The following is a 26,996-nucleotide window of genomic DNA, read 5'->3' as shown; positions in this document are numbered from 1 at the left end:
GGCCAGTAGGTGTATGGGACTCCGACGGTCACTCGACGATTACAAGCAGAACGAAGACGCGACCGACGTATTTCCGGGCGAACGGCGCACGCGACAAGGCAGATTCAGCGGGTCGGACCAACGCCTCGTTCACGTTTCACCAGCCGGGTCACTCCGAGACTACTCGTACCCACTTTCGGGCTTCGGCGGCATCGTGTCCTCACGCTTCGGTATCCGTATCGGCGACGCCGTCGAGTGGTTCGATGCGCTCGACGCGGGGTGCCAGACGTACCGAGCGGGCCGGTCGCTCGTCGAGACGACGCACCGTCTCGATGGATTCGACGTGATACAACGCGACGTTACCGATGGACTCGTCCACACGACGACGTTTGAGCTTGGCGACGATGCACCGGAAGATATCGAACTGGTCGGGTTCGTCGAGATCAGCCCGGAGGGGCGAGACGGGCGGGTCGGGCAGCTAGTCCACGACGACGCTATCGAGGTGTACCACAACCGAGAACACGACTATCTCGGCACCTCGACCGAGTTCGTGGAGTGTACGCCCCAAGTGCTCGAGCGGTTCGACGAGATACTCGCCGCGGAATCGCGGTCGTTTCCGGAGTTCGGCGCGTCCGAAGAGTACGAGGAGAGCCGCCTCACCGGCGGCGTTGGTGTCCGCGTCGCTTTCGAGGACGGTGAGACCAGTCTCGTCACCCTGCTGTCGGACATCGAAACGCAGTCGCGCTCGGATGCGCTCTCTGCGGTCGCGACCCGGACGCGACGAACCAACAGCGATTCAGCCGCGCTCCTCGCGACGGCACGGCAGGCAGGACAGTACCCCACGGTCGCGGACCAACTCGTCGCGACTGACCTTTCGGTCCTTGAGTTACTCTCCGCACCGACTGGGGCCCGAATTGCGGGTCCGGACTTCGACCCGTACTACCAGTACTCCGGCGGCTACGGCTACACGTGGTTCCGAGACGACGGAGAAGTTTCGACGTTTCTCTTGGAAGCCGACGAGTCGCTCGGGTTCGATGCAGCCGAGATACACCGACAGAGCGCCGAGTTCTACCTGCGGACGCAGTTACCTGACGGCCGGTGGCCTCACCGAGTGTGGCCGATGAACGGCCGGCTTGCGCCGGGATGGGCGAACGGCCACATCGAGGGCACGGAAACGCAGTACCAAGCCGACCAGACTGCGAGCGTCCTCGTTTTCCTCGCCGAGTACCTCTCGGCGTACCGACAGTCGCTCCGAAACGTCACCGTCGAGGCCATCGAGAACGCGTTACAGTCGGGAGTCGACGGGCTCGACAGTTCGCTGGAAGACGATGGCTTCCCGACGGTGTGCGAAAACGCGTGGGAGAATACGAATGGTCGTTTCACGCACACTGCCGCGAAGTTCGTTCAGGCCTACAGTACGATTGCGGCCGTCACGTGCGATGCGGCCACCAGAGAGCGCGCAGCTACGCGGGCAACGCAGGTTTTCGACGCACTCGATATGGCGTGGTCCCCCGACGAGGGTATCTACGCGCTCCGATTAGACGCCGGTGACGGTGACTTGGACGACCGCGTCGACAGCACTACTTTCTCGCTCGTCGACGCCTATCTCGCCTACCGGGCCATCGAGGACATCGACGAAACGCGACTGCGGCGGCTCGAGCGCCATCTCCACACCGCGTTCTCCAGGCTCTGGAAAGAGACCGACGACATCTCCGGACTCACGCGATTCGAGGGCGATACGTGGCGGCGGCGGGGGCAGGGAAGCGAGAAGGTTTGGACCGTCTCGACGGGTTGGGGCGCGTACGCGGCCGAGAAGTCGATTCGGCTCTTCTCGTCGACCGACGAATACGACCCCGAAAAATGGGCGGACCGGTTGTTCGACGAAATTGACCTCGACGGCAGTCTGTGCCTTCCATCGGGGTACCTCCCAGAGCAGTTCTTCGACACCGGCGCGCCGGACAGCGCGACGCCGTTGGGTTGGTCCCACGCCATTCGACTGGCCACGCACGCGTCCCGTGTCACCCGAGGTGCCCGCACCGAGTAGGGTTGTTACACTCGAACAACGGAGTTCGAGGCGGTCACGCGCCGGACAGCACCCTGTCTGTACTCCCATACTAAGATTTATCCCCCGCCTTGGCCGAACACTTGGGTATGGTGGAAGACGAGGTGGTGGACAGCCTCATGCGGATCGGGCTCTCGGACAAGGAGTCGCGAGCATACGTGACGATACTCCGTAACGGGGCGACGACAATCCGGGTCGTCTCCGAAGAGGCTGACATCTCTAAGAGTTACGCGTACGATATCGTCGGAAAACTCGAGGAGCGCGACCTCATCGAAATCGACGACCACGTCCAACCGACGCAGTTACGAGCGATTCCGCCCGCAGAGGGTATCGACAATCTCGTTTCTCAACTACAGACCGTCGAGTCCCAGTTAGAGGACCTGTTTGACTCCGAGAGCTACGAACAGCAGAAGTTCAGTATCATCAAGTCTCGACGGACGATACTCGCTCAGCTCAACAAGCTGATCGACGCCGCTGAATCCGAACTCGTTCTCGCACTTCCCGCATCGGTTCTTCATCGGGTCGAAGACTCGCTCAGAGATGCCCAGAGCCGGGGAGTATTTTGTATGCTTCTCGTCACGGAGTACGACGGCACGAGTTCGATCGACGGTGCGACCGGGAGTATCATCCAGACGTGGAGCGCCCCGGCACCAGTGACGCTTACCGTTGACCGGGGTGACGGTATCATCGCCTCGGCAGATGCGATACTGAACTCGAACTCGGATGAGTACGCCATCTATCACGCCGAGGAGCATATCGTCTCCTCGTTGTTCGACTCGTTTATCGCCAACTACTGGCCGATGGGCGAGCAGGTGCACGTCGGGTCGAAAAGCCAACTGCCGGCGACGTTCACGAGCTTCCGCCACGCGGTGTTCGACGCGACGCTACATCTGATGGACGGCGCCGTCGTCACGGCCGAGATGGACATCCGTCCCACCCAGAGTAACGCGGCGTTCGAGACGACTACTGGGACGATCGTGGCGGTGAAACAGAGCCTCGTCCGGCCCTTCTCGAACGACTTTCCGACTCAGGAGTCGTTCGTCGTTGAGACGTCTGACGACACGTTTACCGTCGGCGGCTCGAAGGCGTTCTTGGAGGATTTCGAGGCCCGACGCGTCGTTTTCCGGTCGGTCAGCGATACAGAACAGGAATAGCGTTTCCTGCGCGTACTCACCGACCAGTCGCAGTGGACTGCTCCAAGTGGGACTCCTCGGTTATCCTTCCGGTCGGCTCGAGCCGACTTCCTTCGACGTCACTCGATTAGCGCGAACGTCCGGTTTGCTCATCCACGACGGAATCCCACCCTTCAGAACGGAGCTTTGACGCCGGCTACTCCGCCGTCGGACTCCGGGACTGGTACTTATTTCACTCGCCTCGAAACACCCCGGTATGAGTAACAGCTCGCTTGGTCAACGGCGCGATTTCCAGGACCTGTTCGACCAGCTTGATGGGGTCGCGCTTTGGACGGTATCCGCGCCCGGCGAGTTCGACTACATTAGCGCTGGCTTCGAAGACATCTGGGGGATACCACCCGAGGCGGTCATGGACGACATCGCGCTGTTGCTCGACGCCATCCATCCCGAGGACCGCGACCGGGTGCGACAGAATATCGAGGCCTCAGCCCAAGGGGCCCACGACGAGGCGTACGAGGGCCGCGTCGTTCGACCCGATGGGTCGATTCGCTGGGTGCTGACGCGGCAGGTGCTCCTCCGCGATGACGACGGTGACGTCTCGGAGGTCGTCGGCGTCTGTACGGACATCACGGAGCAGAAACGCCGGGAGCGAGAACTCGAACTGCTGAACCGAATCGTCCGCCACGATATCCGCAACGATATGGGGGTCGTACTCGGGTGGGCGGAGATGCTCGAAGACCACGTCGATGATGACAGGAGCGAGTACCTCCAGAAAATCCTCGACAGCGGTGAGCACGTCGTCGAACTGACCGAGGTCGCACGCGACTACGTGGAGACGATTGCATCGAACGAGAGTGTCACTATCGCGTCGGTACCGATTCGCTCGATTCTCGAAACCGAGCTATCGATTCGCAGGGAGTCTTTCCCGGAGGCCACGTTCGTGGTCGAGGGAACGCTCCCCGACGTCGAGGTCGCCGGAAATAGCATGCTCAGTTCGGTGTTTCGGAACCTCCTGAACAACGCCGTCCAACACAACGACAAGGACGCGCCTCGCGTCGAGATCTCGTGTACGGCCCGAGACGACGACGTCGAGGTTCGAATCGCCGACAACGGGCCGGGCATCCCGGACGACAGGAAAGAACTCGCGTTCGGAAAAGGTGACCGAGGTCTCGGGAGCCCCGGCACGGGTATCGGACTCTACCTCGTCGACACCCTGGTCACGCAGTACGGCGGTTCGGTCCGGGTCGAAGACAACGAACCGACGGGTGCTGTCTTCGTCGTCGAACTCCCGTGCACCGACTGACTCGACCGCGGTTTCTGTGGTACAGTACGACATCGCCGTTGAGTGGGGGCGCCGCGCGACGTCGCCGGTGAGGCAGGAGAATTCGGTGACGTGTTAGAGATTCACTCGCCGCCGAGACGCGCCGGTGGGACGACGCCCGGCCGGCCGAGTCGGAAGCGGTCGCCGACTTCGACCTCCTCGATCACGTGCGGGTACTCGAACGTCGTCGCGGCCTTCGAGAGCGCGCCGGGGTCCGCGTGAATCGACCGCCAGCGCCGCCAGTGCTCGGGAATCAGGCGGTCGATGCCGAGCGCGTTCGTGGCCTCGATGATTTCGTCCGCGTCGTTGTAGAGCTTGCGCGTGATGACCTCGCCGTCTTGGACGACGCGGGCGTCGGTTCCGTAGGAGAGCATCCCGAGGTCGATGTCGAACTCCGCACCGATCTCGTGGAACGCCTCGCAGGGCCGGTTGTCGCCGCCGTGGAAGATGGTTCCCGTCTCGTGCTCGATAACGTACGTCACCGTGCCGGTCGCGTCCGGGTCGTACCCGCCTCTGACGTGGACGGTGAGGTCGCCGACCTCGTAGCTGTCGCCGGGTTCGACGGCCGTCCGCTTGTCCTCGTCGATCGCGCTCACGTCGAAGTTCTCGTAGCACTCGACGGGCGCGTGGACGTCGCCGCCGTGGTCGAGAAGCGGGCCGAACGAGGGCGGCCAGAAGTGGTCGCGGTGGTCGTGGGTGCAGAAGACCGCGTCGCAGGCGTCCGCCCACTGCGGCTCCATCGGCACCGGCGACATCCGAGCGACGTACTCGCGGTCCCGCTCGGTACTGAAGTAGGGGTCGATGTAGATGGCGGTCTCCGGCGTCCGTATCGCCCAGCCGGCGACGCCGAGATACCACAGCGAGACTCCCTCCTCGACGTCGACGCCGTTGAGTTCCTCCCGGGCCCACCATTCGCCCCAATCGCTCGTAATCGTCATCGTACGCTCCGCGCCGCGCTGCCGGATTCGCCGTGATAGTACATGTGACAGCGGTCCGCACGGGGCCTGTAAAAGCTTCCGGCGTGGGGCTCAGTCGTCGACATCAGCGAACGTGACTCCCGTAATCTCGAATCGTGCCCCGCCGGCGTCAGAGTCGGCGACGCTAACGTCCCATCCGTGGGCCTCGGCGACCTGCTTGACGATTGCGAGCCCGAATCCGGTACCCGTACGCGAGGTTGTGCGGCCGGCTTCGAAGATGGTGTCGCGGCGCTCGGCTGGGATGCCGACACCGTCGTCCTCGACGTAGAAGCCGTCCGGAAGTTCACCAACTGTCACCGCCACGCCGTCTCCACCGTGTTCGATGCTGTTCCTGACGAGGTTCTCGACGAGCTGTTGGAGCCGACTTCGGTCAGCGATGACCGTCGCCGTCACGTCCGTCTGGAGTTCAGCGCCGGCCGTTTCGATGGTCTCCCAGCAGTCGGAGACGAGCGGACCCAAGGACACCGGTTCCAGTTCACCGACGTTGTCGCCCTTTCGGGCGAGCGTGAGCAGGTCTTCGATGAGGTCGTCGATGCGGTTCAACGCCCGCGCGGCGGTCGCAAGACGGTCGCTTTCGTGGTCTTGGCGGGCCAGTTCCACGTTCCCAGCAGCCACGTTCAGCGGGTTCCGGAGGTCGTGGCTGACGACGCTCGCAAACTCGCTCAGCCGCTCGTTTTGGCGCTGGAGCTGTTGCTCTCGCTTTCGCTGTTCGGTCGTGTCGCGATACATCCAGAGGTGGCCGGTCCCCTCGGGGAGTTCGATCGGTTCGTAGCTTCGGTTGAGCGTCCGACCGTTCGTCAGAGCGACTGTCTCGTTGTGGATCGACTCTGTCCCGGCGATCAGTTCGTCGACGCGCTCGACGAAGCCCTCCGAGTCAACCGCGAGTTCGCTGGCCATCTGCGCCAGTTCCCGACAGTCTGCGCCGATGAGTTCCGTCGACGGTTCCGAGACATCGAACAGTTCGAGCAGTCGCTCGTTAATGGCGAGGACGGTTCGGTCGCTGTTTTCGGCGAGGACGCCGACCGGGAGCGACCGAATGAGCGTCGAGAGCAGGGCGTTGGTCCGTTCGAGTTCGTCCTCACGGTGGGTTCGTTCGGTCACGTCCTGGAACAACGAGATGATGCCGACGACCGCACCGTCGTCGTTAGTGATGGTTCGGTTGTGCCACTCACAGCGGATGTGTTCGCCGTCCTTTCGGACGTTCTCGTCGATGCTGTGGTAGCCGCCCTCCGCGACTGCAAGCTGGTCTGTCACGGCGTCGACGTTGTCGTAACTATCGTCCGCGACGATGAGTTCCCAGCTGTGGCCGCGGAGTTCCGCTTCGGTATAGCCCAGAATCTCCTCGCCGCGCTCGTTGAGCCCGACGATTTGGAAGTCGCTGTCGTACTCGAGGACGCCGAGCGGAGACTGTTCGATGAACAGGGAGAGGCGTTGTTCGCTCGTCTCGAGCGCGCGCTGTGAGCGGTACTGCTCGACCGCGTTTTCGATACGGTTGGCGAGTACGGTGTACTGGCTGGTCCCGTGTTCCTTCTGGAGGTACTCGGTGACGCCCGCGGAGATTGCGTCGCTCGCGACCTCCTCGCTTCCCTTGCCAGTAAAGAGGATGAAGGGGAGGTCCGGCGCGTCCTCGCGGAGGGCTTCGAGGAAATCCAATCCGTCGCGCTCGGGCATGTCGTAGTCCGAGACGACGCAGTCGAACTCCGTGTCTGCCACGCGGTCGAGCCCCTCGGCGACCGAGGTGGCCGTCTCGACCCGGAACCGGTCGTGTTCCCGTTCGAGGAACGTCGCCGTTAGTTCGGTGAAGTCCTCGTCGTCGTCGACGTACAAGACGACCACCTCATCCACTAACTCGCTCATATCTATCCCGCTTGAATGTTCGCTAAGTAGATACTTAAGGGTGGGCGCGGTCGGAGGAACACGACTCTCCCGTGTCGGAGTAGTTGACCTCCACGCTCAGCGTGACCCGACGAGTCCCAAGAGGGTGATGAGCGCCCGGACATCGAGAAGTGGAACGCAAGTAAACTAGTGTCATTTCACCTCGCTTTTCACGACCGCCAGTAGGACGGCGTCAGTAACACCAGCACCGGAATGATTTCGATCCGACCGACCCACATGAGGAAGGTCATCACGATCTTCGTCGACTGCGGGAACGGCTCGTAGCTCTCGAGTGGTCCCGCGATTCCGAACGCCGGCCCGACATTGAAGAACGTGGCTGCCGCAGCGCTCATGGCCTCGAATTCGGTGACTGACAGCTGTACTCGGGATGCGTCGACGACGACGAAGATTGTCGCGACGATGAAGAACACGAGACTAACCAGCGTGTAGGCGTAGATGTCCCGGACCGTCTCTTCGTCGACGACGTTCCCACTGTGGCGGACTGGTCGGACCGCGCTCGGGTTCGAGGCCGTAAACAGGTCTCGGCTGAATGCTTTCACGACGACGAGCCACCGGAGGGTCTTGATCGAACAGGTCGTGCTACCGGCCATCCCACCGATGAACATACAGACGAACAGGAGGTGTTTGGCCGCTGCCGACCAGAGGTTGAAATCCGTGCTCGCGTACCCTGTCGTCGTCATTATCGAGACGACCTGAAAGAGTGCGTGCCGAGCTATCTGTTCGAGGCTCGTATAGGGAGCACCGTCGACCAACAACACTCCCCCGACACCGACCGTGAAGAACCCGAGCAGTCCGACGTAGAAGCGGAATTCGTCACTATTGCGGAGTCGGTCGAAGTTCCCCTGAAAGGCGAAGTACAGTAGAATGAAACTCGTGGCACCGATTGCCATGAACGGGATAATCGCCCACTGAACGGCGGGCGAGAAGGCGGCGATGCTGTCGCCACGGGGTGAAAAGCCACTCGTCGAGATGGTCGTAAACGCATGCGCTACGGCGTCGTACAGCGTCATCTCCGGCGCGTATCCGATCAAATGGAGTCCGTAGAGAACTGCCACCTGGAGCCCGGTCAGGCCGATGTAGATCTTCCAGAGAAGGGCGGCTGTTTCCGAAATCCGGGGTGTGAGCTTGTTGACGTCCTGTATCTGGGTTTCGGTCTCCATGAGCTGTGCACCGCCGACGGACAGTTGGGAGAGGACAGCCGTCGCCAGAACGAGAATGCCGAGTCCACCGAGCCATTGCAGGACCGCTCGCCACATGAGGATGGCCCGCGAGTGGCGTTCGAAATCCACGATGACCGTCGCGCCGGTCGTCGTGATTCCGCTCATACTCTCGAATAGGGCGTTCACCGGCGTTGCAAGCATTCCATCGCCGGCAAGAACGAATGGGGCCGCACCGACGAGCGCGATGCTCAACCACGTCAGCGAGACCATCAGAAACGCCTCCCGCGCTCGGAGGTCACGCTCGTCGGTGAGCTGTTCGAGCCCGACCCCGAGGAGCGTTGTACCAAGTATCGGGAGGATGAACGGGAGCAGCGCCGTTCCGTCGTAGAGAGCGATTCCGAGTGGAAGGAGGAGTGGCACCCACAGCCATTTGAGAATCGTCCCGACCAGTCGACAGCTAACCCGCCAATCGACGCGAATTCTCATACGAGCTCCATAACGCGAGAGAGGACGTCTGCGGCTACGAAGAGAACGACGTGGTCACCTGCGTTGATGACGGTCCCGCCACGGGGAACGATGAACTCCTGATCGCGAGTGATCGCACCGATAACCACATCGGATGGAAGCTCAGTAACGCTCTCGTGGATGGGGCGTCCCGCGAGCACGCTTGCCTCGTCGACCTCGATCTCTAGCACTTCTGCCTGGCGACCTTCGATGAGCGAGAGGTTTTCGACCTGTCCCTCCTGTGTGAAGCGGACGATTTCCTCCGCGGTCGCTTCACGGGGGTTGATCGCGACGTCGGTTCCGACCGCTTCGAATAAGCTTGCGTACTGGCCTTGCTCGACGACGGCGACCGTACGAGCGACACCGATGTTCTTTGCGAGCAACGAGACCAAGAGGTTCTTTTCGTCGCTGTCGGTCGCCGCGATGACTGCGTCCGCCCGGTCGATGTGTTCACCGACAAGGAAGTCCACGTCCGTCGCGTCGTGTACCATCACGATTGTTCCGGGAAGGTCTTCGGCGAGTTGGCGGCCGCGATCCGCGTCTTGTTCGATCAGACGGGGTTCGAGGCCGCGCTCTTCGAGCAGCCTAGCCGTGTGATACCCGATGTCACTCCCACCAACGACGACGATATCGCGAGCCTCATCCGCGGTTTCGGCTGAGGCAACAGTTTTCGAAAACGCTTGGACGCTCTCCGGACTGCCGATGACGATCACTTTGTTTCCGGCTTCGATTCGGGTCTGTCCACGGGCGATTACGACATCGCCCTCCTGAACTAGTGCAGCGAACGTGAGCGCATCGAACTTGTCCGCCTCTTCGACGGTCCGTCCGACGATTTCACTATCTGCCGCCACTTCGAACTCGGCCATCTGGACGAGTCCACCGGCGAACGGGTCGACGTCGACGGCGGCCGGGAGCCCGACGACGCGGACGATATCGTTGGCCGTCAGCAGGTTCGTCGAGACCATGAAATCAACCCCGAACGCCCTCTCTGATCGCGTCCACGTATCGAGGAAGTTTGCGTTCCGGACCCGAGCAATAGTGAAGACATCGCCCGTCGTCTTCGCCGTCCCGCAGGTGACTAAGTTCGTCTCGTCGTCGTCCGTGCTGGCGATGAGCATATCCGCCTCGGCGATGCCTGCCTCTTCGAGTATTCCGAGCGAGGTCCCATCCCCTTCAATCGCCAATATATCGCTCGAATACGTGAGCTCCTCGACTTTCTCCGGATTAACATCGATGACGGTGACGTCGTGACTCTCAGCGAGACTGATCGCGATGTTCGCTCCGACTTCACCAGCCCCGACGACAATCACGCGCATGGCTGTCCTCTGGACGTAACCATTAGGATACCTAACGCATGGGACCTACTAAAAAGCCGTTCTCGGTATTCCGGGTCTGGAATCATCTTTCTCGGACTGGGTGCTACAGGGGCAGGATGCGGAGCAGGGACAGCTGCCACACGAACAGCAGAGCGAGGAGTGTCACCACCGAGTAGTGTAACCGAGCGGACCGAGTCCAGTAGCCATCGCGCCACGCGAACCCGGTCGTGACGACGGCGCCGGCGGTTCCAACGAGGGCGATGTACCGGAGCACCTTGCCGGCCCGAAGTGCCAGCGACGGCGAGGCAATCTCCGCGTTGAAGTTGATCCAGGCCAGCAGGAAGATCACCAGCACTGCGAGCCAGCAGTAGAACCAGCAACGCTAACTAGTACTCCCGGACGCACAGGGAATCTGCAGTGCAGAGGCCACTCCGATTAACGACCCGACCTATTGGATATAAAGAATTAACCAATTACTGAGAAACCCTTGGGTGACTATGGAGAACAGACTCCGGATGTGGCGACGGACCTTGCTTGGACTATCCATAGCCAACGTCCTTCCACTCGTCGGAATTATCCTATTCGATTGAGTGCATCACACCCGCCGGCGTGTCGGCGTCACCGCCACACGGCTGCGACTACGGTTCTGATTTCTCAAATGACATTTGTCTCATTCGGTGAAACACCGTCTCAGCCAATGACTATACTTGCGGTTGAATTCGTACTGAATATATGAATGAAACCGCGTTACGGACGGCCGTCGACCGCAGTCGGCGCAGCCGAGGGTTGGACGGAGTGAGTGCCTGATGGGCACGACGGGCAGCCGCCGCGTACTCGTGGTAATAACACTCCTCGTCGTTTCGTTGGGTGTCGGTGCCACCGTCTTTTCGGGGGCGGTAGCCGCCGATATGCCGGATGCCTCACAGTGTAGCGCTATTTCGTGGACGAATCAGACCATTTCGGGACAAACGTACTACGAGGTCGACAGTCTCGACAAACTCCAGTGTATCGAGGACAGGGGACTCGGAAACAACTACGTCCTGACCCGAGATATCAACGCGAGCGAGACGTCGACGTGGGACAGCAGCAATGGGTTCGACCCGATTGGCAACAAAAGCAATGAGTTCATGGGCACCTTCGACGGTGACAACCACACGATTTCGGGGCTGACTATCAACCGAGGTGGGGCGTACTCCGTTGGCCTGTTCAGCGAGGTCGGTCCGGGAGGAACGGTCAGAGCGGTTGGCCTCGAGGGCGGGTTCGTCACCGGTGCCAGAAGGGTCGGACAGCTCGCCGGGTTTAACAATGGGACGGTCGAGGGTTCCCACGCCACCGGTGAGGTCACCGGGCGGGAACGGGTTGGCGGCCTGGTCGGCCGGAACGACGGGACGATTCGTCGTTCCTACGCCAACGGGGACCGCAGTAGTGCAGACGACTGGGTCGGCGGGCTGGTCGGTTACAACCGGGGGACGGTTACTCGCTCCTTCGCGGCGAGAGCCGTCGTCGGAGAGGGGGGTGGCTTCGATGGCGCTTCTGTTGGTGGGCTCGTCGGCGTCACCACCGGAACGATAGCGGATTCCTACGCCACTGGCGCGGTTTCCGGAAGCTGGTACGTCGGTGGGGTGCTCGGGGCCTACCAGATGGCCTCCGGGGGGACGGTTCAGCGTTCGTACGCCACCGGGGCACTCAGTATCGGCGACGAGACACAGGGTATCGGTGGCATCGTCGGTGGCACCGCTGTTAGTCCTGTTACCGTGGAGCGGTCCTATTGGGACGTGGGAACGACGAACGAGTCGAGTGTGAACCATGGAAATGGCTGGGACCCGATAACTGTGACCGAAGTCGACGGCTTCGGAGCGACGTCCGATACCGCCCCCGCTCCCGAGATGCGGGGGGCGAGTGCGGAGACGAACATGACCGGCCTCGACTTCACCAACACGTGGGAGATGGTCGAACGCGAGGAGACGGACGCGGCGACGGACGGCTATCCGATACTGCGGGGCATCGACCGGACGGCGCAGCTTCGAGCGCAGGGTATCGCAAAGCCAGTCGTCGAGTCCATTACCCGGAACGACCCAGACGTTCAGGCAACCACCGCCGAACGCGTGAACCTCACCGTGACGTTCTCGGAGCCGGTCACCGGCGTCGACGCCGACGATTTCACGCTTGCAACCACTGGCACCGCGACAACAACCAACGGGGACGACGACATCTCGGTTACCGGTGCTGACAGCCGATACGTCGTCACCGTCGACACCGTCTCGGGCACGGGCGACCTCCGAGTCGACCTCGTCGACGACGACAGTATCACCGACGCGGACGGGAACGCGCTGGTCGAAGCCGGAGCAGCCGGGAGTCCCGACGGGAGCTATACGGACGGCGAGTCGTTCGCCGTCGACAACACGGGGCCGTCGTTCGCCTCCAGTGAGAACTGGACCGTCGCCGAAAACACCGTCATTGCAGCCGACGTGAACGCCACCGACGGAAACGGCAACGACACCGACATCATCTACTCGCTCGTCGGTGGAGTGGATCGGTCAGCGTTCAACACCAACGCCACCACCGGCACCCTCTCGTTCGACAGCGCACCGGACTTCGAGAACGCGACCGATGCCGACGGAGACAACGAGTACGTGGTCGACGTGCAGGCGGCTGATGAGTTCGGCATCAACACCACCGAGACGATCACCGTCACCGTGAGCGATGCTGCCGAACCCCGGCTCGCACCCGACAACGGCTCACAAACGACTCGCGAGGACACCGTGCTCTCGATCGCCGACGGCGAGAGCGCCGACCTCCTAGAACTAGGGACCGCCACCGACGCTGGCAACTCACTGACCGTGGTCAACGGCACGATGTTCAGCGACGGGAGAGTCCTCACGCTCGGCTCGGGGGCGAATCTCACCGTCTACGGGAACGGAAGCTGGACGTACGACCCGAACGGGCAGTTCGAGTCCCTCGATGATGGGGAGAACACGACGGACAACTTCACCTACACCGTTTCGGATGTCGACGGTGATACTGCACGTGGGACGATCACGGTAACGATCATCGGCGTCGACGAACCCGCCCGTCGCTCGGGGTCGTCTTCGTCGTCCTCGTCGTCCAGTGATGAGCCCGACGTTCGCGTAACCGTCGGCGACGGCGGGGCCGAGGGCACGTGGCGCGTCGACGTCTCGGACCCCTCGACCGACAAGCCGGTCGAGATTCTGCTCGGAGAGGCCAGTCCTGACGATGCCGAACGCGACCTATCACTCACTGGTCTGCGGATGAACGTCGACGACAGCTCGGATTTCGAACTCGACATCACGACCGGCGACGCCGGAAGCGACGAAACCGAGCCGTCGTTCACCGCTGAAACGGGGTCGCAGTCGGTGGGGACGATCGCCGTCAACCACACAATTGCCGACGAGGATGTCGAAAACGTCACATTCACGGTTAGTCTCCGCAAGTCACGCCTCGCCGACTCGGACCTCGATCCCGACTCTGTCGCACTTTACCGCGACGAGACGACCCAGTGGAACCGGCTGCCGACCACTATCGTCGAGGAGACTGATGCACAGTATACGTTGGAAGCCACCTCGCCAGGACTGTCGACGTTCGTGATCGGAGCGGCTCCAGTTGTAAATACGACCGACACGACGGTCACAACTGACAAACCAACCACGACGACCGAACCGAACACCACGGACACGACGGTCACAACTGACGAGCCGGCCACGACGGCTGGTGACGCGCCTGGATTCGGCGTCGGGCTGACAGTAATCGCGATGTTGGTTAGCGCTTTCGGCGTCCGACGAGCTGGGTACCGGTCGAAAGAGGACTCCGATTCACCGTGAGACCGGCGATCTCGTTCACGAAGTGAGTGCCGCCAGACACGGTCACGACTTGCGTGGGTGTGGGTCGAACGCGTCCGTTTCGACCGGCGAGGTCCGAACCGGACGTGAGGCTTCGTCTTGAACTGGACAGTGCCGTCTGGTGAAGTGCCACCGCTGTTCTACCCGAGGAGGCTGTCGTACCGACGTCCCTCGCCAACCAACCTGAAGGAATTATCTCGTTCGACGACCGAGTGCTGCTATGCAGCTGTTCGACGGGCTGGTGAGTGCATCCAGGTGCGACAGGGCGAGGGACCGGAGCGGAAGCCGGGGAGAGGTGTCGGCGACGTGACCGAGGAGTCGCTTCCCGCCGAACACCTCTCACCACTCGCCACGCTCGTCGACGAGGTCCTCGCGGGCGTCGGTTACGAGATGGCAGCCGCCACCGACGTCATCGACGACGCCGTCCCCGGCTACGGCGGCCTGTTCGACCCCGCGACGACCCCGGGTGAGTTGCGGCGCGCGCTCGATGACCTGCTGTCGTCGGAACTCACTCACCCGTCAGTCCCCGCACCGACCGACGATTCGTTCATCCTGTACGTCGATGGCAGTTCGCGCGGCAACCCCGGTCCGGCGGGTGCGGGCGCGGTCATCATGGACGCAGAAGAGAACCAACTCGCACGGCTCGGCCGTCCCGTCGGGTCTCGGACGGGAAACAACACCGCCGAGTACGTCGCCCTCCAACTCGGGTTATCCGAACTGGTGTCTCGCTACGAGCCACACAGCCTCGAAGTCCGAATCGACTCGATGACAGTCATCCGCGATGTCTGGGGAGGTAACGAGCCGACAGAACCGGGCGTCGAGACGTACAGCGAGGCTATCGCCGCAGCGCTGTCGAGCGTCCCGAACCACCGGTACACGCATCTGGCTGACCGCGACCCGAACCCCGCCGATGCGCTGGCGACAGTCGGTACCGACATCGCAGCCTTGGGGCCGGGATAGCTCGTCTCGTCGCGGGTGTCCCGAACTCCCGTCGGCGACGTGCCCACCCCGCTCGCGCGAGCCGCAACCCACCCGGTCACCATGTGCCACATCGTTTCGAACTGACGCCAGTGAGTGGCCGTGGCTTTTACCTGAATTGAGGCGCTAAGGCCACTTCCTCAACGAGCGAGTAGGGAGGGGATACAGCGTTCACAAGAGCAGGGCTCTTGTGTGCGGACGAGACGCAAGCGTCTGGTCAACGCCGCACAGTTCTCAAACACGTCCGACGCTCGGCCCACAGGTCCACGCAATCACAACTCTTATTTGTGTAGTTTGTGTATTGTGTGGTATGGCAACGCGCAAGAACATCTCTATCCGCGACGACCAAGCCGAGTGGGTCGAGGACAACCACCTCAACCTCTCGTCGTTCGTCCAAGAGAAACTTGACGAACTTATCGAAGAACGCTCGTAGATGAACTACAACTACAGGTATCGACTTCGACCGTCTGACGCTCTCGCAGACCAGTTAGCGTGGACTGTCGATACCTGTAGACAGGTCTACAACCACTTCCTCCACCGTCTCAATCGAGTAGACAATACCTCGTCGTACTCCGAACAGAAACGCTTGCCAAGCCTCAAGAAGTGGTGGAACGACCTGAAAAGCGTTCACTCGAAGGTTCTTCAGAAAGTCGTTCAACGGTTGTACGACAATCTCTCGACGCTTCGCGGGCGCAAAGACAACGGCTACCGCGTCGGGACGCTCAAGTGGAAAGCACCGGGCGAGTACCGCAGTTTCACCTACAGTCAATCAGGCTTCAAGCTCAAGAACACGAGCGGTCGGACCCGACTGTGGCTCTCGAAACTCGGAGAAATCCCGCTCACCTTCCACCGCGACCTGCCCGACGACGCCGACATCAAGACCGTCACCGTCAAACAGGAACCCACCGGGGAGTGGTTCGCCATCCTCGGCGTCGAAACCCCAGACGACCCACCCGCGAAACCCGAGAATCCCGAGAAGTGTGTCGGCATCGATGTGGGGATTTGCAAGTACGCCCATGACACGGACGGCACCGCCGTCGAATCTCTCGACCTATCGGACGAACGCGAACGGTTGGAGCGCGCCCAACGCGACCTCTCGCGGAAGAAACACGGGTCAGAGAATTGGGAGAAACAGCGCCGTGTTGTGGCCGAACGTCACGCCGACCTCAAGCGAAAGCGCCGGGACTTCCTCCACAAGCTCTCGAACTACTACGCCCGTGAGTACGACTTCGTGGCCGTGGAAGACTTGAATACGAAGAGTTTGGTCGAACTGCCGGGAAACTCGCGCAACCGCGCAGGCGCGGCGTGGGGGACGTTCCTGCGGATGCTCGAATACAAGTGCGAACGCGAAGGGACGCACTTCGTCGCCGTGAATCCGCGTGGGACGACCAAAGAGTGTGCATCCTGTGGCGTTTCAACGGACAAGCCGTTGTGGGTTCGCGAACACTCGTGTCCGGCGTGTGGGTTCGAAGCAGACAGGGATGCAAATGCGGCGTGGAACATTCTTTCTCGCGGTATCAGGAAGCGGTTAGGAGCGGGACGCTCCGAATCAACGTCCTCAGAAACGCGTCGCGTTTCTGATGGGCGAACGAGAGATTTGCTCTCGTTAACGCCTGTGGAGACTGCGCTCCCTGTGGATGCCTCGGTATCTGCAAAGCGCGTCGTGGAAACAGGAAGCCCCACCCTCAAGGAGCGAACGGCGAAAGCCGTGAGCGAGTAGGGTGGGGTAGTTCACTGGACTGGAGGATCTCGAGGAACGAGTCGGGACCGCCCTCAACCGAATCGGCGAACTGCAAGCGGGTACTCGGGTCCAGTCGGACACCTTCTTCTCGCAACCGTTCATGCGCGACCACACCGAGTTCGACTCGTTTGCCGCGTTCTGCGATCAGAGCCCGTGGGCGTTCGACGACGTTGCCGACGTACGGGACGTCTCGCGTGCCCGACTCGACGAGTACGTCGCCGGCAGAACTGATTTCGAGACGTGGGAGGAGATGAAGACCCGGGCCGCCGAAGAAGAGATTATCGACCAAATCGTCTCCTGATTACGGAAGTCTGAGGAGATAGCCCCATGCTTTAGCGCGGGCATGAATCCGGCAGGATGTTTTGCAGAACTAATACAGTTCATACGGACACCGAGCTCGGACGGTCTGCTCGCGGGAGTTACGCTGTGTTTCGGATGGATGAACGTCGCTCGCGGCGGGGTCGTCGACTGCAACTCGATTCGGTTCGTCTCACGCGGGACACATCGGTCGTCGGCCACCCGATGCCCTCAGTACCGAATGTCTGGTGAGAGCGTTCAACGCCGTGCAATCGAGGGACCTGAACACAACGTTTATTCATGCGTTACTTGTTGTCGGCTATCATGAAACACACCTCGGCAGTCTGGGACCCGAACCTCGACGACGGCCGGTATCGGAACCCGATCATTTACGCGGACTACTCCGACCCCGACGTGGTTCGCGTGGGTGATGACTTCTTCATGACAGCTTCGAGCTTCAACGCCGTCCCGGGGCTTCCGATACTCCACTCGCGCGACCTCGTGAACTGGCGACTCATCAACCACGCCATCGACGAGCTACCACCCGATTTCGACCGTCCGCAGCACGGGAACGGTGTCTGGGCACCCTCCATCAACTACCACGAGGGGACGTTCTACATCTTCTACGGCGACCCCGACCGCGGCGTCTACATGACCAAGACCGACGACCCCCGGGGTCGGTGGTCCGACCTGACGCTCGTGCACGAGGCCGAGGGGTGGATCGACACGGCACCGCTGTGGGACGACGACGGGAACGCGTATCTCGCCCACGCGTTCGCGAAGAGCCGTGCCGGATTCAACAGCGTGCTCAACGTCGCCCCGATGGCACCCGACGGGACACACATCACCGGCGAAAGCCGACAGGTGTTCGACGGCCACGACGACCACCCGACAATCGAGGGGCCGAAGCTGTACAAGCGAGACGGGAGTTATTACATCTTCGCGCCCGCCGGCGGCGTTAGCGACGGGTGGCAGACGGTCCTGCGTTCGGACGACATCTACGGCCCGTACGACGACCGAATCGTCCTCGCCCAGGGAGAGACACCGATTAACGGGCCGCATCAGGGAGCACTGGTGGGCTTGGACAGCGGCGAGGACTGGTTCGTCCACTTCCAAGAGGTCGACCCGTACGGCCGCATCGTCCACCTCCAGCCGGTCGCTTGGGCCGACGGGTGGCCCGTCATCGGTCGCGACGAGGACGGCGATGGGACCGGCGAGCCGGTCCGAACGCGCGAAAAGCCCGACGTCGCCGCTGAGACGCTTCCGACGATGGTCCCGCAGACCTCCGACGACTTCGAAGCGGCCCGCTTAGGGCTCCAGTGGCAGTGGCACGGGAACCCGAAGTTCGGTTGGCACTCGCTTACTGACCGCCCCGACGCACTCCGTTTATTCCAACAGCGTGTCGATGCGTCTGAGAATCTGTGGTCCGTCCCGAGCCTCCTCCTCCAGAAGTTCCCCGCCCCGGCGTTCACGGCGACGACGGAGGTCCGGTGCGGTCTCCAAGAGGGAGCCGGACACGGGGGGCTTCTCGTCATGGGCTCCGAGTACGCCTACCTCAGTGTCCGCAAGACCACGGACGGAGTCAGTCTGATACAGGGTCGCAACACCAGCCCGTCGGAGGATGACCCTGACACGGTCGTTGAACGAGTACCCCTCCGGGGCTCGTCCGCACGACTGCGGGCGACTGTCGAAGATGGGGGCCGCGTCCAGTTCGCGTACGCGACCGACGATACCGGCTTCGAGTCGATTGGAGAGCCGTTCCAAGCCCAGCAGGGACGCTGGATCGGTGCCAAAATCGGTCTGTTCGTCGCGCAGTCGAGCGAATCTGCGGTCGACGGTGGATACTGCGACTTCGAGTACTTCGAGGTCAGCGACTAAGCTGTCTCCAGAGACGCGAACTATTTCGTCTATTTAACAGTAATTTTATAAGTCTTTTAGGGAGGCACTGTCTAGTTAGTGACCTCCTCAACCGGCGTTCGTCCGTCGAGCGATTGATGCGGTCGGTGGAAGTTATAGTATTGCGCAAATTGTATAAACCNTTCGACATCGAGAATCAGCTTTGTCTCGATGTCTATTGCAGCGTACAACCAAGACCATTCGCCATTGATTTTGACAGCGGTCTCGTCGACTGCAACCCGCTTCGGCTTCGCCTCAGGCGGGTTGTGACCGCTGTCAGCCAGCCGATGTACCCATTGCCAAACAGCTTGATGAGACCGTTCAACGCCGAGCAATCGAAGAATTTCTTTTGTCTCTCTAAGTGAACACCCGGTCGCGTGGAGCTGGAGGCGAACACCCTGACGGGTGTCGCCGTCCGCTCACGCTCCCAAGTTTCTTCTAAATCCGCCGCAAAGCACTCGCTGAGAAGGTCTGCGAGCGTCATGATCAATTCACTCAAGGACCTGCTCGTTCCTCAAACTGGCTTAACTAGACAGTGCCGAGTGGGATTTATTTGTCGGCGAATATTTTATTAGCGATATGGGTCAGTATTTTATTCGAACGACAGAAATTGATAAATCTGAAAGAGAAGAAGTGGTGCGCGAGATCGCGAGAGCAGTCCTGAGTTCAAGCAGACGTGATGTTTCAAAAATCCATATTGAAGCGATGGATGGGCTTGAAAAGAAGGTAGAGTTCAAACGACTCCAGAATATCAAAAATATAGAATATAAAGATAACTATCTGGACGAAACATTTGAAGCAACTCCAGAAGCAGTTGATGCCGTTTTGAACCTATTTTCAACGCCACTTATTAGAGCAATCTTCTACGACAGTAGTGACACTCCCATTTTCGCAAGACATGAGATGTCTTCAATAAAATTCGATATTGACGAAGATACATTTGCCGAGGTCTCACAGAGTATAGGTGACAAATCTAGTCAGTATATCGAAGAAAGCAATTTGGGCGGCACTGTCTAGTTAGTCGCCTCCTCGACCGGTGTTCGTCCGTCGAGCGCTTGATGCGGTCTTTGAAAGTTGTAGTATTGCACAAATTGTATGAACCACTCGCGGACGCTTCCGTGACTTCCCACCCACGAATTATGGAAGCGGTCGACTCGCACTTTGAGGGTGTGAAACCACGTTTCGATGAGGTTTCGCTCGACGTAGTCAAGCCGACCGCTCAATCCTAATCGAGAGAGGGCAGTCTGATAGCCGTAGCCATCAACGAGAAACACAGTGTCTGAGAGATCGTGTTTCTCGGAAAGTCGATGGAGAAACGCAGCAGCCGGGTCGGTACCATGTCGTCCAAACAATTCGACGTCAAGAATCAGCTTTGTCTCGGTGTCTATTGCAGCGTACAGCCAAGACCACTCACCATTGATTTTGACAGCGGTCTCGTCGACCGCAACCCGCTTCGGCTTCGCCTCAGGCGGGTTGTGACCGCTGTCGGCCAGCCGATGTACCCATTGCCAAACCGCTTGGTGGGAGCGTTCAACGCCGAGTAATCGAAGAATTTCTTTTGTCTCTCTAAGTGAACANGCCAGCCGATGTACCCATTGCCAAACCGCTTGGTGGGAGCGTTCAACGCCGAGTAATCGAAGAATTTCTTTTGTCTCTCTAAGTGAACAACCGGTCGCGTGGAGCTGGACGGCGAACGCCCTGACGGGCGTTGCCGTCCGCTCACGCTCCCAAGTTTCTTCTAAATCCGTCGCAAAGCACTCGCTGAGCAGGTCTGCGAGCATCTTGACCAACTAACTCAACGACCTGCTCGTTCCTCAAACTGGCTTAACTAGACAGTGCCNAAAGCACTCGCTGAGCAGGTCTGCGAGCATCTTGACCAACTAACTCAACGACCTGCTCGTTCCTCAAACTGGCTTAACTAGACAGTGCCTTTAGGGACATAGTAACATAAAATAAACATACAATATAGAAGTGAAGGGGTCACGAGAGGGAACGCGATAACCGTACGTTCGGGGGCGATGTGGTTAACGCCAGAACGAAGCGGTGTCTGGCAGCGAATTCGGGTGGTGATACCCCGATCACCCACTGCAAGTTGTGGATTCGAACCCCGAGAGTGGGATTCGAACACCGGCTGAGGGATCGGTAGATGGCTTGTAAATTCTGTCCAACACTATTCGTTCAGAGTTCCCTGTTCGGGTGTGCCGGATTCGACATCTCCGACCCGTTCGAACCGAAATCCCGAATACAAACTGAACGTTCAACTCATCTCTGGGGTAATAGCGCTACAGCGTCAAACGAGTACTGAGACGTTCACGAGCAGCCATGGTCGGGAGACTCCACCAGTCTCGGGCAGCTATCGACTGCTCTCACAATACTCGGCCGTCGCGCGGTCGGTCCGCTCCCGATGGTGTGGAGAAACAATTGACCGGGTCTTGGTGAAGTCCCGAACTACATCAAATCCGATTCGTTACCGATATTTGACTAATCATTGTCCGTACTCTTATCAGAATTACTTTGTGACTGTTTCGCCGACGAGATCCAGTTCACAAGCGCGTTCGACGACCCCCAGTCTTCTTCGCGCGTGAGTAGGACGGGACGGCTCTTCTCCAGTTGATACGCGAACCCGACCACCGTCACCAAGGCGAGAAGCGCCATCGGGAGCCCGGCGATAATCGTGAAGTTCTGGAGGATTCCCACGCCGCCGATTATCAGGAGCAGCGACGTGAGTAGCCCGATAACCACGCCCCAGACGAACCGATTGGCAATTGACGGGTGCTGTGTTCCCCCGCTGGTGGTGAGGATGGCCAAACTGATCGTCGCGGAGTCGATGGTCGTGATGAGGAAGGTGAACACGAGCAGTAAGAACAGCACGACGAACAGTTCCCCGAACGGCAGTTGTGCCAGAATCGGGTACGTGGCGACTGAGATTCCGTAGGAATCGATGATGGACAGCAGGTCGACCTGCCCCGAGTGCTGGAGCAGCATGGAGTAGCCGCCCATGGTGACGAACCACGGAAGCGTTGCGGCGGTACCGCCGACCATCGCGCCGAAGATGACCTGTTTGAGCGTCCGACCGCGGCTGATGCGCGCGATGAAGATGCCGGTCATCGGGGCGAAGCTAATCCACCACGCCCAGTAGAACACCGTCCACGAGCCGACCCACGACTGCCCGCCGCCCACGTTGACGTACAGCGACATATCGACGAAGTTCGCGATGTACCTCCCCATGCCAGCGGTCCCAAGGTTGAATATCGACGCGAACGGCGAGAAGACGAGAATGCAGACGAGGATGAACAGGAAGAGTACCACGTTGAACGTGGACACTCGCTTTATTCCCTTTTCGATTCCCAACACGGCCGAAGCGGTGTAGCCGACCGTCAGCCCCGTCACGAGGGCGATAATCCCGAAGTCACCGACCGACACGCCGTAGTTGTACGACAGTCCGGTGATGAACTGTTGGGCGGCGAGGCCGACGGTGACGGTCGCGCCGCCGGCCGCGGCGACCACGGCGATGACGTCGACGACCTTCAGCCATGGCTTATCCAAGTTGTTCACGCCCAGAAGCGGTGCGAACACCGAGGAGGGTTTCATCGGCGCGTCCTTGCGGTGGACGTAGTACGCGAGCGGGACCGAGAGTATCATGTGGTTGACCCACGGCGAGATGCCCCAGTGGAACATCGTGTACTGCATCGCGCCGATCATCGCACCGACCGATTGTGGTTGCGCGTTGACTAAGGGAGGGACGGTCTCGTAGTGAGACAGCGTCTCTGCGGCCCCCCAGAACACGATTCCGGCCCCGAAGGTCGCCGCGAACACCATCATGATGTACGACCCGTAGCTGAACTCCGGCGGCTCGTCCGGCTTGCCTAATTTAATCTCTCCCCACGGGCTGATCATCACGAACAGGAAGAATATTACGAGCGCGAAAATCAGCGCCTGAAAGTACCACGAGAGGTTCGTCGTGATGACTTCGTTGACGTTCCCGATCACGGTGCTCGACGCTTTCGGGTAAAAGGCTAACGCCGAGACGAGAACGCCCGTTAGGAAGACCCCGATCGCGAACACGGGGGTGTCGATCTCGTCGTACAGGTTGGCGATCTCATCGCGGATTGGTGAGCCTGTCATTGGAATAGTTACGTCCGGGTGAAGTTACTGCGCACTGGCCCGAGCCGGTAGAACGTCTTCTGCGTCTCCGCGACTCGGAGACGGAGTACGCGTTCCGCAGTTCCCACAAACTGCCTGTTAATACCTGACATACACTACGTGTGGTCAATCTTTATATATTTAAATCCTTTGGATCTCTACTCAAATTGGTAGTCGCGCACAGCGGCCGCCGCCGTGTCGTGACTGCTCAGCGCTCGACCGCCCCGGCCAACTCCGAGAAGGCGTTGCGGAGAACGGGGGCGTCCTCGGCGAGCGTGACGTATTGGACCCCCGTCTCGAGCCACTTTTCTGCCTGCGTTGGCGTGTCGGCGTACGTTCCCACGACCGTGCCGGAGTCTTTGGCCTTGCGGACGACGGACCGCATGGTCTCGACGACGTCTTCGTGCTGTACGTCGCCGGGGACGCCCAGCGATTGCGAGAGGTCGTACGGTCCCAGAAACAGGACGTCGATGCCGTCGACGTCGAGGATGGAATCGATGTTCTCGACCGCTTTAACGCCCTCTACCTGCAACGCCAGCACCGTCTCTTCGTTCTGCGTCGATTCGAACTCGGGTCCCCCCTCGTACGTTCCGGCGCGGCCGTAGGGCGAGAGTCCGCGTTCACCTACCGGGTGGAACTTGGCCGCGTTCACCGCGCGTCGAGCGTCGTCCGCGGTTTCCACCTGCGGGACCTGCACGCCGTCGGCGCCGACGTCCAGGGCCCGCTGGATTTCGCCCGGCGCGTTCTCCCGGACCCTAACGACCGCCGACCCACCCTGTGACTGCGCGCCGGCACAGGCCCGCATGGTCGACTGAGCGGTGGCGGGGCCGTGTTCTTGGTCGATGACGACGAAGTCGAACCCCGCCACGGTCGCGATTTCGGAGACCATCATCGAGTTCACGATCTGAAACGTGCCGAGGACGGAATCACCGTCTACGATCCGCTCGCGGAGAGAATTTCCAGGCATATCGACCACGTTTCGAGGGCCAAAGTATCAATCTGCCGCTGGCCGCACTACTCCGGGTGTTTCGCGTGATAGAATACTGTTCGGCGTCGCGGGGGGCTCCCGATGGCACTTTCGAGCGCGCCCGAGGGACCGGGGAACGGTAGCCCCGCGCGTCAGTAATCGCGGAGGTTCAACTCGATCCGGTTTCTGACCTGCTTGAGGTGCGTGGGTAGCTCCGTCGTCAGCCGCTCACCGACTACCTCCGTCGCGGGCCCCGACGCGCTCAGCGCACCGATGACAGCGTCATCGCCGTTCAGAACCGGAACCCCGACGCATCGCAGTCCCTGTCCGTACTCTTCGTCGTCTACCGAGTATCCTCGCTCGCGTATCTCGGCTAACTCCGAGTGGAGCGTCTCGCGCTCCGTTATCGTGTTTTCCGACCGCTTCGGAAGGCCGTGTTGGTCGAGAATCGATTCGACCCGACGCTTCGGCAAGTGCGCGAGAATCGCCTTTCCGGTGGCGGTGCAGTGTAGCTCGTGAACTTCGCCGGCCCGCGTCGACAGGCGGATGCGGTCATCGCCTCTCGTCCGGTAGAGGTACACGCCCTTCCCCCGGTCCTCGACGCTGATGTTGACGAGTAGTCCGGTCTCCCGAGAGAGCTCGTCGGCGTGCGGCCGAGCGACCTCGTATATCTCCGTGTTCGTGCGGGCGCTCTCGCCGAGTTCCAGAAACCGGAGGCTGAGTTCGTAGCCTCGCTCGCCGTCGACCACGTACCCGTGTTCGCGGAGCGTGCTCAGATGGTTGTGAGCCGTGCTCTTCGAGACTCCCGCGTGAGTGGCTACGTCGCTGACGCTCGGGGCCGTCCGCGCTTCCAGCGCCTCGAGTATCGCCAGCAGCGTTTCGTCCGACCGTATCGGCCGGGTCGCTTTCTCGGTCATGTGACCCCTACCGCGTCCAGCCCATAGAATGTTTCCCAACCGATAATCGTTCAGCGTGGTCGAACGCTCGTTTGAAAAATTATCGACGCCTTTGGTGACGGTTTGTGACACCGCTGGTGGACTGTTGTTTTGGTACGGACATGTTTTACAGGCCTATGCTTGTAACGAATTTGGCGGACAAACGACCGCTCGGCAGGCACGAACCCGTTCGATGCCATAGAACGCCCCGTCGACGTCCCGTGGTCTCGTCGTGTTAGTACCCTGTCGAATGCGGACGCGACGCTCTGCGTGGTCGGGAAGAAAAAACGGCGAAAAGTGCGGGGCGCGTGAACCCGGAACCGGGCTCAGTAGTTGAGATACACCGTCTTCGACGTCGTGAAGAAGTCGAGGCCGGCGTCACCCTGTTCGCGCCACGTCTCGCTCGACGACGACTTCATGCCGCCGAAGGGGACGTGGAGTTCGAGACCGGTCGTCTTCTCGTTGATCTTGACGACGCCGGCTTCGACGTCGTCGGCGAACTGATGGGCCTCGCTGAGGTCCTGTGTGACGATACTGGCGGAGAGGCCGTATTTCGTGTCGTTGGCGAGCGTCACCGCCTCTTCGTAGGAACTCGCGGGGATGACGCCCACGACCGGCCCGAAAATCTCCTCTTGTGCGATGCGCATCTCGCTGGATACGTCCGAGAAGACCGTCGGCTCGACGAAGTAGCCCGACTCGTGGCGCGGTGCTTCGGGGACGGACCCACCGGTTTCGAGGGTCGCACCCTCCGAGACGCCGACGTCGATGTAGTCCAGCGTGCCTTCGAGCTCGGATTTACTGACGTGCGGCCCCATGTCGTAGCCGTCCAGTGCCGGTCCGATGCTGATGTCCTCCGCGGCGGCCACGAGTTCGTCGACGAACTCGTCGTAGACGTCTTCGTGGACGATGGCTCGGGACGCCGCGGTACAGGCCTGTCCGGTCCCGCCGAACGCGCCGTCGGAGACGATTTCTGCGGCGGTGCCGACGTCGGCGCTCGGCATCACGACCGTCGGGTTCTTCCCGCCCATCTCGAGTTGGATGCGCTTGCCGTCCGCCGCGGCCGTCTCGCCGACCTGCTGTCCCACGACCGTGCTCCCGGTGAAGGAAATCGCGTCGATGTCGTCGTGGGTCGTGAGCGTGCCGCCGACCTCGCTGCCCGAGCCGGTGATGACGTTGAGCACGCCGTCCGGAAGGCCGGCTTCGTCGAGGCACTTGGCCACTTCGTGTGCGACAGCGGGCGCTCGAGACGCGGGCTTGAGAACGACGGTGTTCCCGGTGACGAGCGCGGGCGCGAGCTTCCACGTCGGGATGGCGATGGGGTAGTTCCACGGCGTGATCAGCCCGACCGTGCCCAGCGGCTCGGTCTTGGTTTCGAGGCGCGTGTCCTGTGAACTCGACGCTTTGACGTCGCCACCCAGGTCCAGCGCCTTCTCGGCGAAATAGTACAGGATACCGACGGCCCGGGCCACTTCGCCCGTCGCCTCGGGGAGCGCTTTTCCTTCCTCCCGAGCAAGGAGTTCTGCGACCTCGTCGGACCGGGATTCGAGACGCGACGCGGCGCGGCGGAGAATCGCACCGCGCTCGGGCGCTGGGGTGTCTTCCCACGCCGCTTGAGCCGCGACCGCGGCATCGACCGCGTCTCGGGTGTCGTCGGCCGTCGACGACGGGAACTCGCCGATTACGTCGTCCGGGTCCGCGGGGTTCCGCACCTCGAACGTCTCGCCTGATTCAGAGCCTGTCCACTTGCCGTTACAGTAGTTATTGAACACCGGCATCTACTCTCATTCACAGAACCCTCATTATAATATCTGTCGGTCTTGTCAATACGGGCGCC

The 26,996-nt window shown here is 60.9% G+C and carries 20 protein-coding genes and 1 pseudogene; 10 read left to right on the top strand and 11 right to left on the bottom strand.

Features of this window, described 5'->3' with window-relative positions:
• Positions 1–13: 13 nt before the first annotated feature.
• The 3 genes from C454_RS01635 to C454_RS01625 all read left to right on the top strand — a co-directional run bounded on the left by C454_RS01635 (position 14) and on the right by C454_RS01625 (position 4,477).
• Positions 14–2,023, top strand: a complete 2,010-nt coding sequence (locus C454_RS01635; protein ID WP_004971949.1) for a glycoside hydrolase family 15 protein — start codon at positions 14–16, stop codon at positions 2,021–2,023.
• A 107-nt stretch (positions 2,024–2,130) separates the two neighbouring features.
• Positions 2,131–3,195: a TrmB family transcriptional regulator gene (locus C454_RS01630; RefSeq protein ID WP_004971946.1), complete on the top strand. Its 1,065-nt coding sequence runs from the start codon at positions 2,131–2,133 to the stop codon at positions 3,193–3,195.
• A 235-nt stretch (positions 3,196–3,430) separates the two neighbouring features.
• Entirely contained in the window at positions 3,431–4,477 is a 1,047-nt protein-coding gene (locus C454_RS01625; RefSeq protein ID WP_004971945.1) for a PAS domain-containing sensor histidine kinase, read from the top strand.
• Between the two features lie 101 nt (positions 4,478–4,578).
• On the opposite strand, the gene C454_RS01620 is transcribed toward C454_RS01625, so the two are convergent.
• From C454_RS01620 to C454_RS01600, 5 genes are all read right to left on the bottom strand, one after another.
• Positions 4,579–5,433: an MBL fold metallo-hydrolase gene (locus tag C454_RS01620; RefSeq protein ID WP_004971943.1), complete on the bottom strand. Its 855-nt coding sequence runs from the start codon at positions 5,431–5,433 to the stop codon at positions 4,579–4,581.
• Positions 5,434–5,523: 90 nt separating this feature from the next.
• On the bottom strand, positions 5,524–7,329 hold the full coding sequence (locus C454_RS01615; RefSeq protein ID WP_004971942.1) for a hybrid sensor histidine kinase/response regulator: 1,806 nt from the start codon (positions 7,327–7,329) through the stop codon (positions 5,524–5,526).
• A gap of 188 nt (positions 7,330–7,517) precedes the next feature.
• Complete coding sequence (locus C454_RS01610) at positions 7,518–9,014, bottom strand: TrkH family potassium uptake protein (protein WP_049904902.1); 1,497 nt, start codon at positions 9,012–9,014, stop codon at positions 7,518–7,520.
• Positions 9,011–10,348 carry a Trk system potassium transporter TrkA gene (trkA, locus tag C454_RS01605; RefSeq protein WP_004971939.1) on the bottom strand — a complete coding sequence of 446 codons (1,338 nt, stop codon included), beginning with the start codon at positions 10,346–10,348 and terminating at the stop codon, positions 9,011–9,013. Before trkA ends, C454_RS01610 begins: the two co-directional genes overlap by 4 nt.
• Before the next feature lie 103 nt (positions 10,349–10,451).
• Complete coding sequence (locus C454_RS01600) at positions 10,452–10,703, bottom strand: hypothetical protein (RefSeq protein ID WP_004971938.1); 252 nt, start codon at positions 10,701–10,703, stop codon at positions 10,452–10,454.
• Between the two features lie 451 nt (positions 10,704–11,154).
• Here C454_RS01600 and C454_RS01595 point away from each other — a divergent pair, with 451 nt between their 5' ends.
• The 6 genes from C454_RS01595 to C454_RS01575 all read left to right on the top strand — a co-directional run bounded on the left by C454_RS01595 (position 11,155) and on the right by C454_RS01575 (position 19,099).
• A complete protein-coding gene (locus C454_RS01595; protein WP_049904901.1) occupies positions 11,155–14,187 on the top strand; it encodes a PGF-pre-PGF domain-containing protein in 3,033 nt (1,010 codons plus the stop codon).
• 324 nt (positions 14,188–14,511) lie between these two features.
• A complete protein-coding gene (locus C454_RS01590; protein ID WP_049904916.1) occupies positions 14,512–15,165 on the top strand; it encodes a ribonuclease HI family protein in 654 nt (217 codons plus the stop codon).
• A gap of 328 nt (positions 15,166–15,493) precedes the next feature.
• Positions 15,494–15,616, top strand: coding sequence for a hypothetical protein (locus tag C454_RS21100; RefSeq protein WP_004971932.1), 123 nt, complete (start codon positions 15,494–15,496; stop codon positions 15,614–15,616).
• Complete coding sequence (locus C454_RS01585; RefSeq protein WP_004971930.1) at positions 15,617–16,903, top strand: RNA-guided endonuclease InsQ/TnpB family protein; 1,287 nt, start codon at positions 15,617–15,619, stop codon at positions 16,901–16,903.
• Positions 16,904–16,922: 19 nt separating this feature from the next.
• A complete protein-coding gene (locus C454_RS01580) occupies positions 16,923–17,225 on the top strand; it encodes a hypothetical protein (protein WP_049904900.1) in 303 nt (100 codons plus the stop codon).
• Positions 17,226–17,545: 320 nt separating this feature from the next.
• Positions 17,546–19,099 (top strand): glycoside hydrolase family 43 protein, encoded by a 1,554-nt coding sequence (locus C454_RS01575; RefSeq protein WP_004971927.1) that lies wholly within the window; start codon positions 17,546–17,548, stop codon positions 19,097–19,099.
• A 71-nt stretch (positions 19,100–19,170) separates the two neighbouring features.
• Here C454_RS01575 and C454_RS19685 read toward each other — a convergent pair.
• Positions 19,171–19,601, bottom strand: a pseudogene (locus C454_RS19685) (hypothetical protein).
• Positions 19,602–19,696: 95 nt separating this feature from the next.
• Here C454_RS19685 and C454_RS20230 point away from each other — a divergent pair.
• Complete coding sequence (locus C454_RS20230) at positions 19,697–20,134, top strand: hypothetical protein (protein ID WP_074795656.1); 438 nt, start codon at positions 19,697–19,699, stop codon at positions 20,132–20,134.
• On the opposite strand, the gene C454_RS19680 is transcribed toward C454_RS20230, so the two are convergent.
• From C454_RS19680 to xacF, 5 genes are all read right to left on the bottom strand, one after another.
• Positions 20,131–20,898, bottom strand: a complete 768-nt coding sequence (locus C454_RS19680; protein WP_081605176.1) for an IS6 family transposase — start codon at positions 20,896–20,898, stop codon at positions 20,131–20,133. The genes C454_RS20230 and C454_RS19680 overlap by 4 nt on opposite strands.
• A gap of 700 nt (positions 20,899–21,598) precedes the next feature.
• Complete coding sequence (locus C454_RS01565; RefSeq protein ID WP_004971919.1) at positions 21,599–23,242, bottom strand: BCCT family transporter; 1,644 nt, start codon at positions 23,240–23,242, stop codon at positions 21,599–21,601.
• Positions 23,243–23,468: 226 nt separating this feature from the next.
• Positions 23,469–24,227 carry an HpcH/HpaI aldolase family protein gene (locus C454_RS01560; RefSeq protein ID WP_004971917.1) on the bottom strand — a complete coding sequence of 253 codons (759 nt, stop codon included), beginning with the start codon at positions 24,225–24,227 and terminating at the stop codon, positions 23,469–23,471.
• 152 nt (positions 24,228–24,379) lie between these two features.
• Entirely contained in the window at positions 24,380–25,144 is a 765-nt protein-coding gene (locus tag C454_RS01555) for an IclR family transcriptional regulator (protein WP_004971916.1), read from the bottom strand.
• A 344-nt stretch (positions 25,145–25,488) separates the two neighbouring features.
• Positions 25,489–26,937: a 2,5-dioxovalerate dehydrogenase gene (xacF, locus tag C454_RS01550; protein WP_004971914.1), complete on the bottom strand. Its 1,449-nt coding sequence runs from the start codon at positions 26,935–26,937 to the stop codon at positions 25,489–25,491.
• Positions 26,938–26,996: the final 59 nt, after the last annotated feature.

The sequence above is a fragment of the Haloferax gibbonsii ATCC 33959 genome, from assembly GCF_000336775.1.
Lineage (GTDB): Archaea > Halobacteriota > Halobacteria > Halobacteriales > Haloferacaceae > Haloferax > Haloferax gibbonsii.
The sequence above is the reverse complement of the archived record's forward strand: the minus strand, read 5'-3'. Positions and strand labels throughout refer to the sequence as shown.

Coding starts and splice junctions, on each gene's coding strand:
- C454_RS01635 (WP_004971949.1), top strand. CDS start 14: ATGGGACTCCGACGGTCACTCGACGATTACAAGCAGAACGAAGACGCG.
- C454_RS01630 (WP_004971946.1), top strand. CDS start 2,131: ATGGTGGAAGACGAGGTGGTGGACAGCCTCATGCGGATCGGGCTCTCG.
- C454_RS01625 (WP_004971945.1), top strand. CDS start 3,431: ATGAGTAACAGCTCGCTTGGTCAACGGCGCGATTTCCAGGACCTGTTC.
- C454_RS01620 (WP_004971943.1), bottom strand. CDS start 5,433: ATGACGATTACGAGCGATTGGGGCGAATGGTGGGCCCGGGAGGAACTC.
- C454_RS01615 (WP_004971942.1), bottom strand. CDS start 7,329: ATGAGCGAGTTAGTGGATGAGGTGGTCGTCTTGTACGTCGACGACGAC.
- C454_RS01610 (WP_049904902.1), bottom strand. CDS start 9,014: ATGAGAATTCGCGTCGATTGGCGGGTTAGCTGTCGACTGGTCGGGACG.
- trkA (WP_004971939.1), bottom strand. CDS start 10,348: ATGCGCGTGATTGTCGTCGGGGCTGGTGAAGTCGGAGCGAACATCGCG.
- C454_RS01595 (WP_049904901.1), top strand. CDS start 11,155: ATGGGCACGACGGGCAGCCGCCGCGTACTCGTGGTAATAACACTCCTC.
- C454_RS21100 (WP_004971932.1), top strand. CDS start 15,494: ATGGCAACGCGCAAGAACATCTCTATCCGCGACGACCAAGCCGAGTGG.
- C454_RS01585 (WP_004971930.1), top strand. CDS start 15,617: ATGAACTACAACTACAGGTATCGACTTCGACCGTCTGACGCTCTCGCA.
- C454_RS01575 (WP_004971927.1), top strand. CDS start 17,546: ATGAAACACACCTCGGCAGTCTGGGACCCGAACCTCGACGACGGCCGG.
- C454_RS20230 (WP_074795656.1), top strand. CDS start 19,697: ATGGGTCAGTATTTTATTCGAACGACAGAAATTGATAAATCTGAAAGA.
- C454_RS01565 (WP_004971919.1), bottom strand. CDS start 23,242: ATGACAGGCTCACCAATCCGCGATGAGATCGCCAACCTGTACGACGAG.
- C454_RS01560 (WP_004971917.1), bottom strand. CDS start 24,227: ATGCCTGGAAATTCTCTCCGCGAGCGGATCGTAGACGGTGATTCCGTC.
- C454_RS01555 (WP_004971916.1), bottom strand. CDS start 25,144: ATGACCGAGAAAGCGACCCGGCCGATACGGTCGGACGAAACGCTGCTG.
- xacF (WP_004971914.1), bottom strand. CDS start 26,937: ATGCCGGTGTTCAATAACTACTGTAACGGCAAGTGGACAGGCTCTGAA.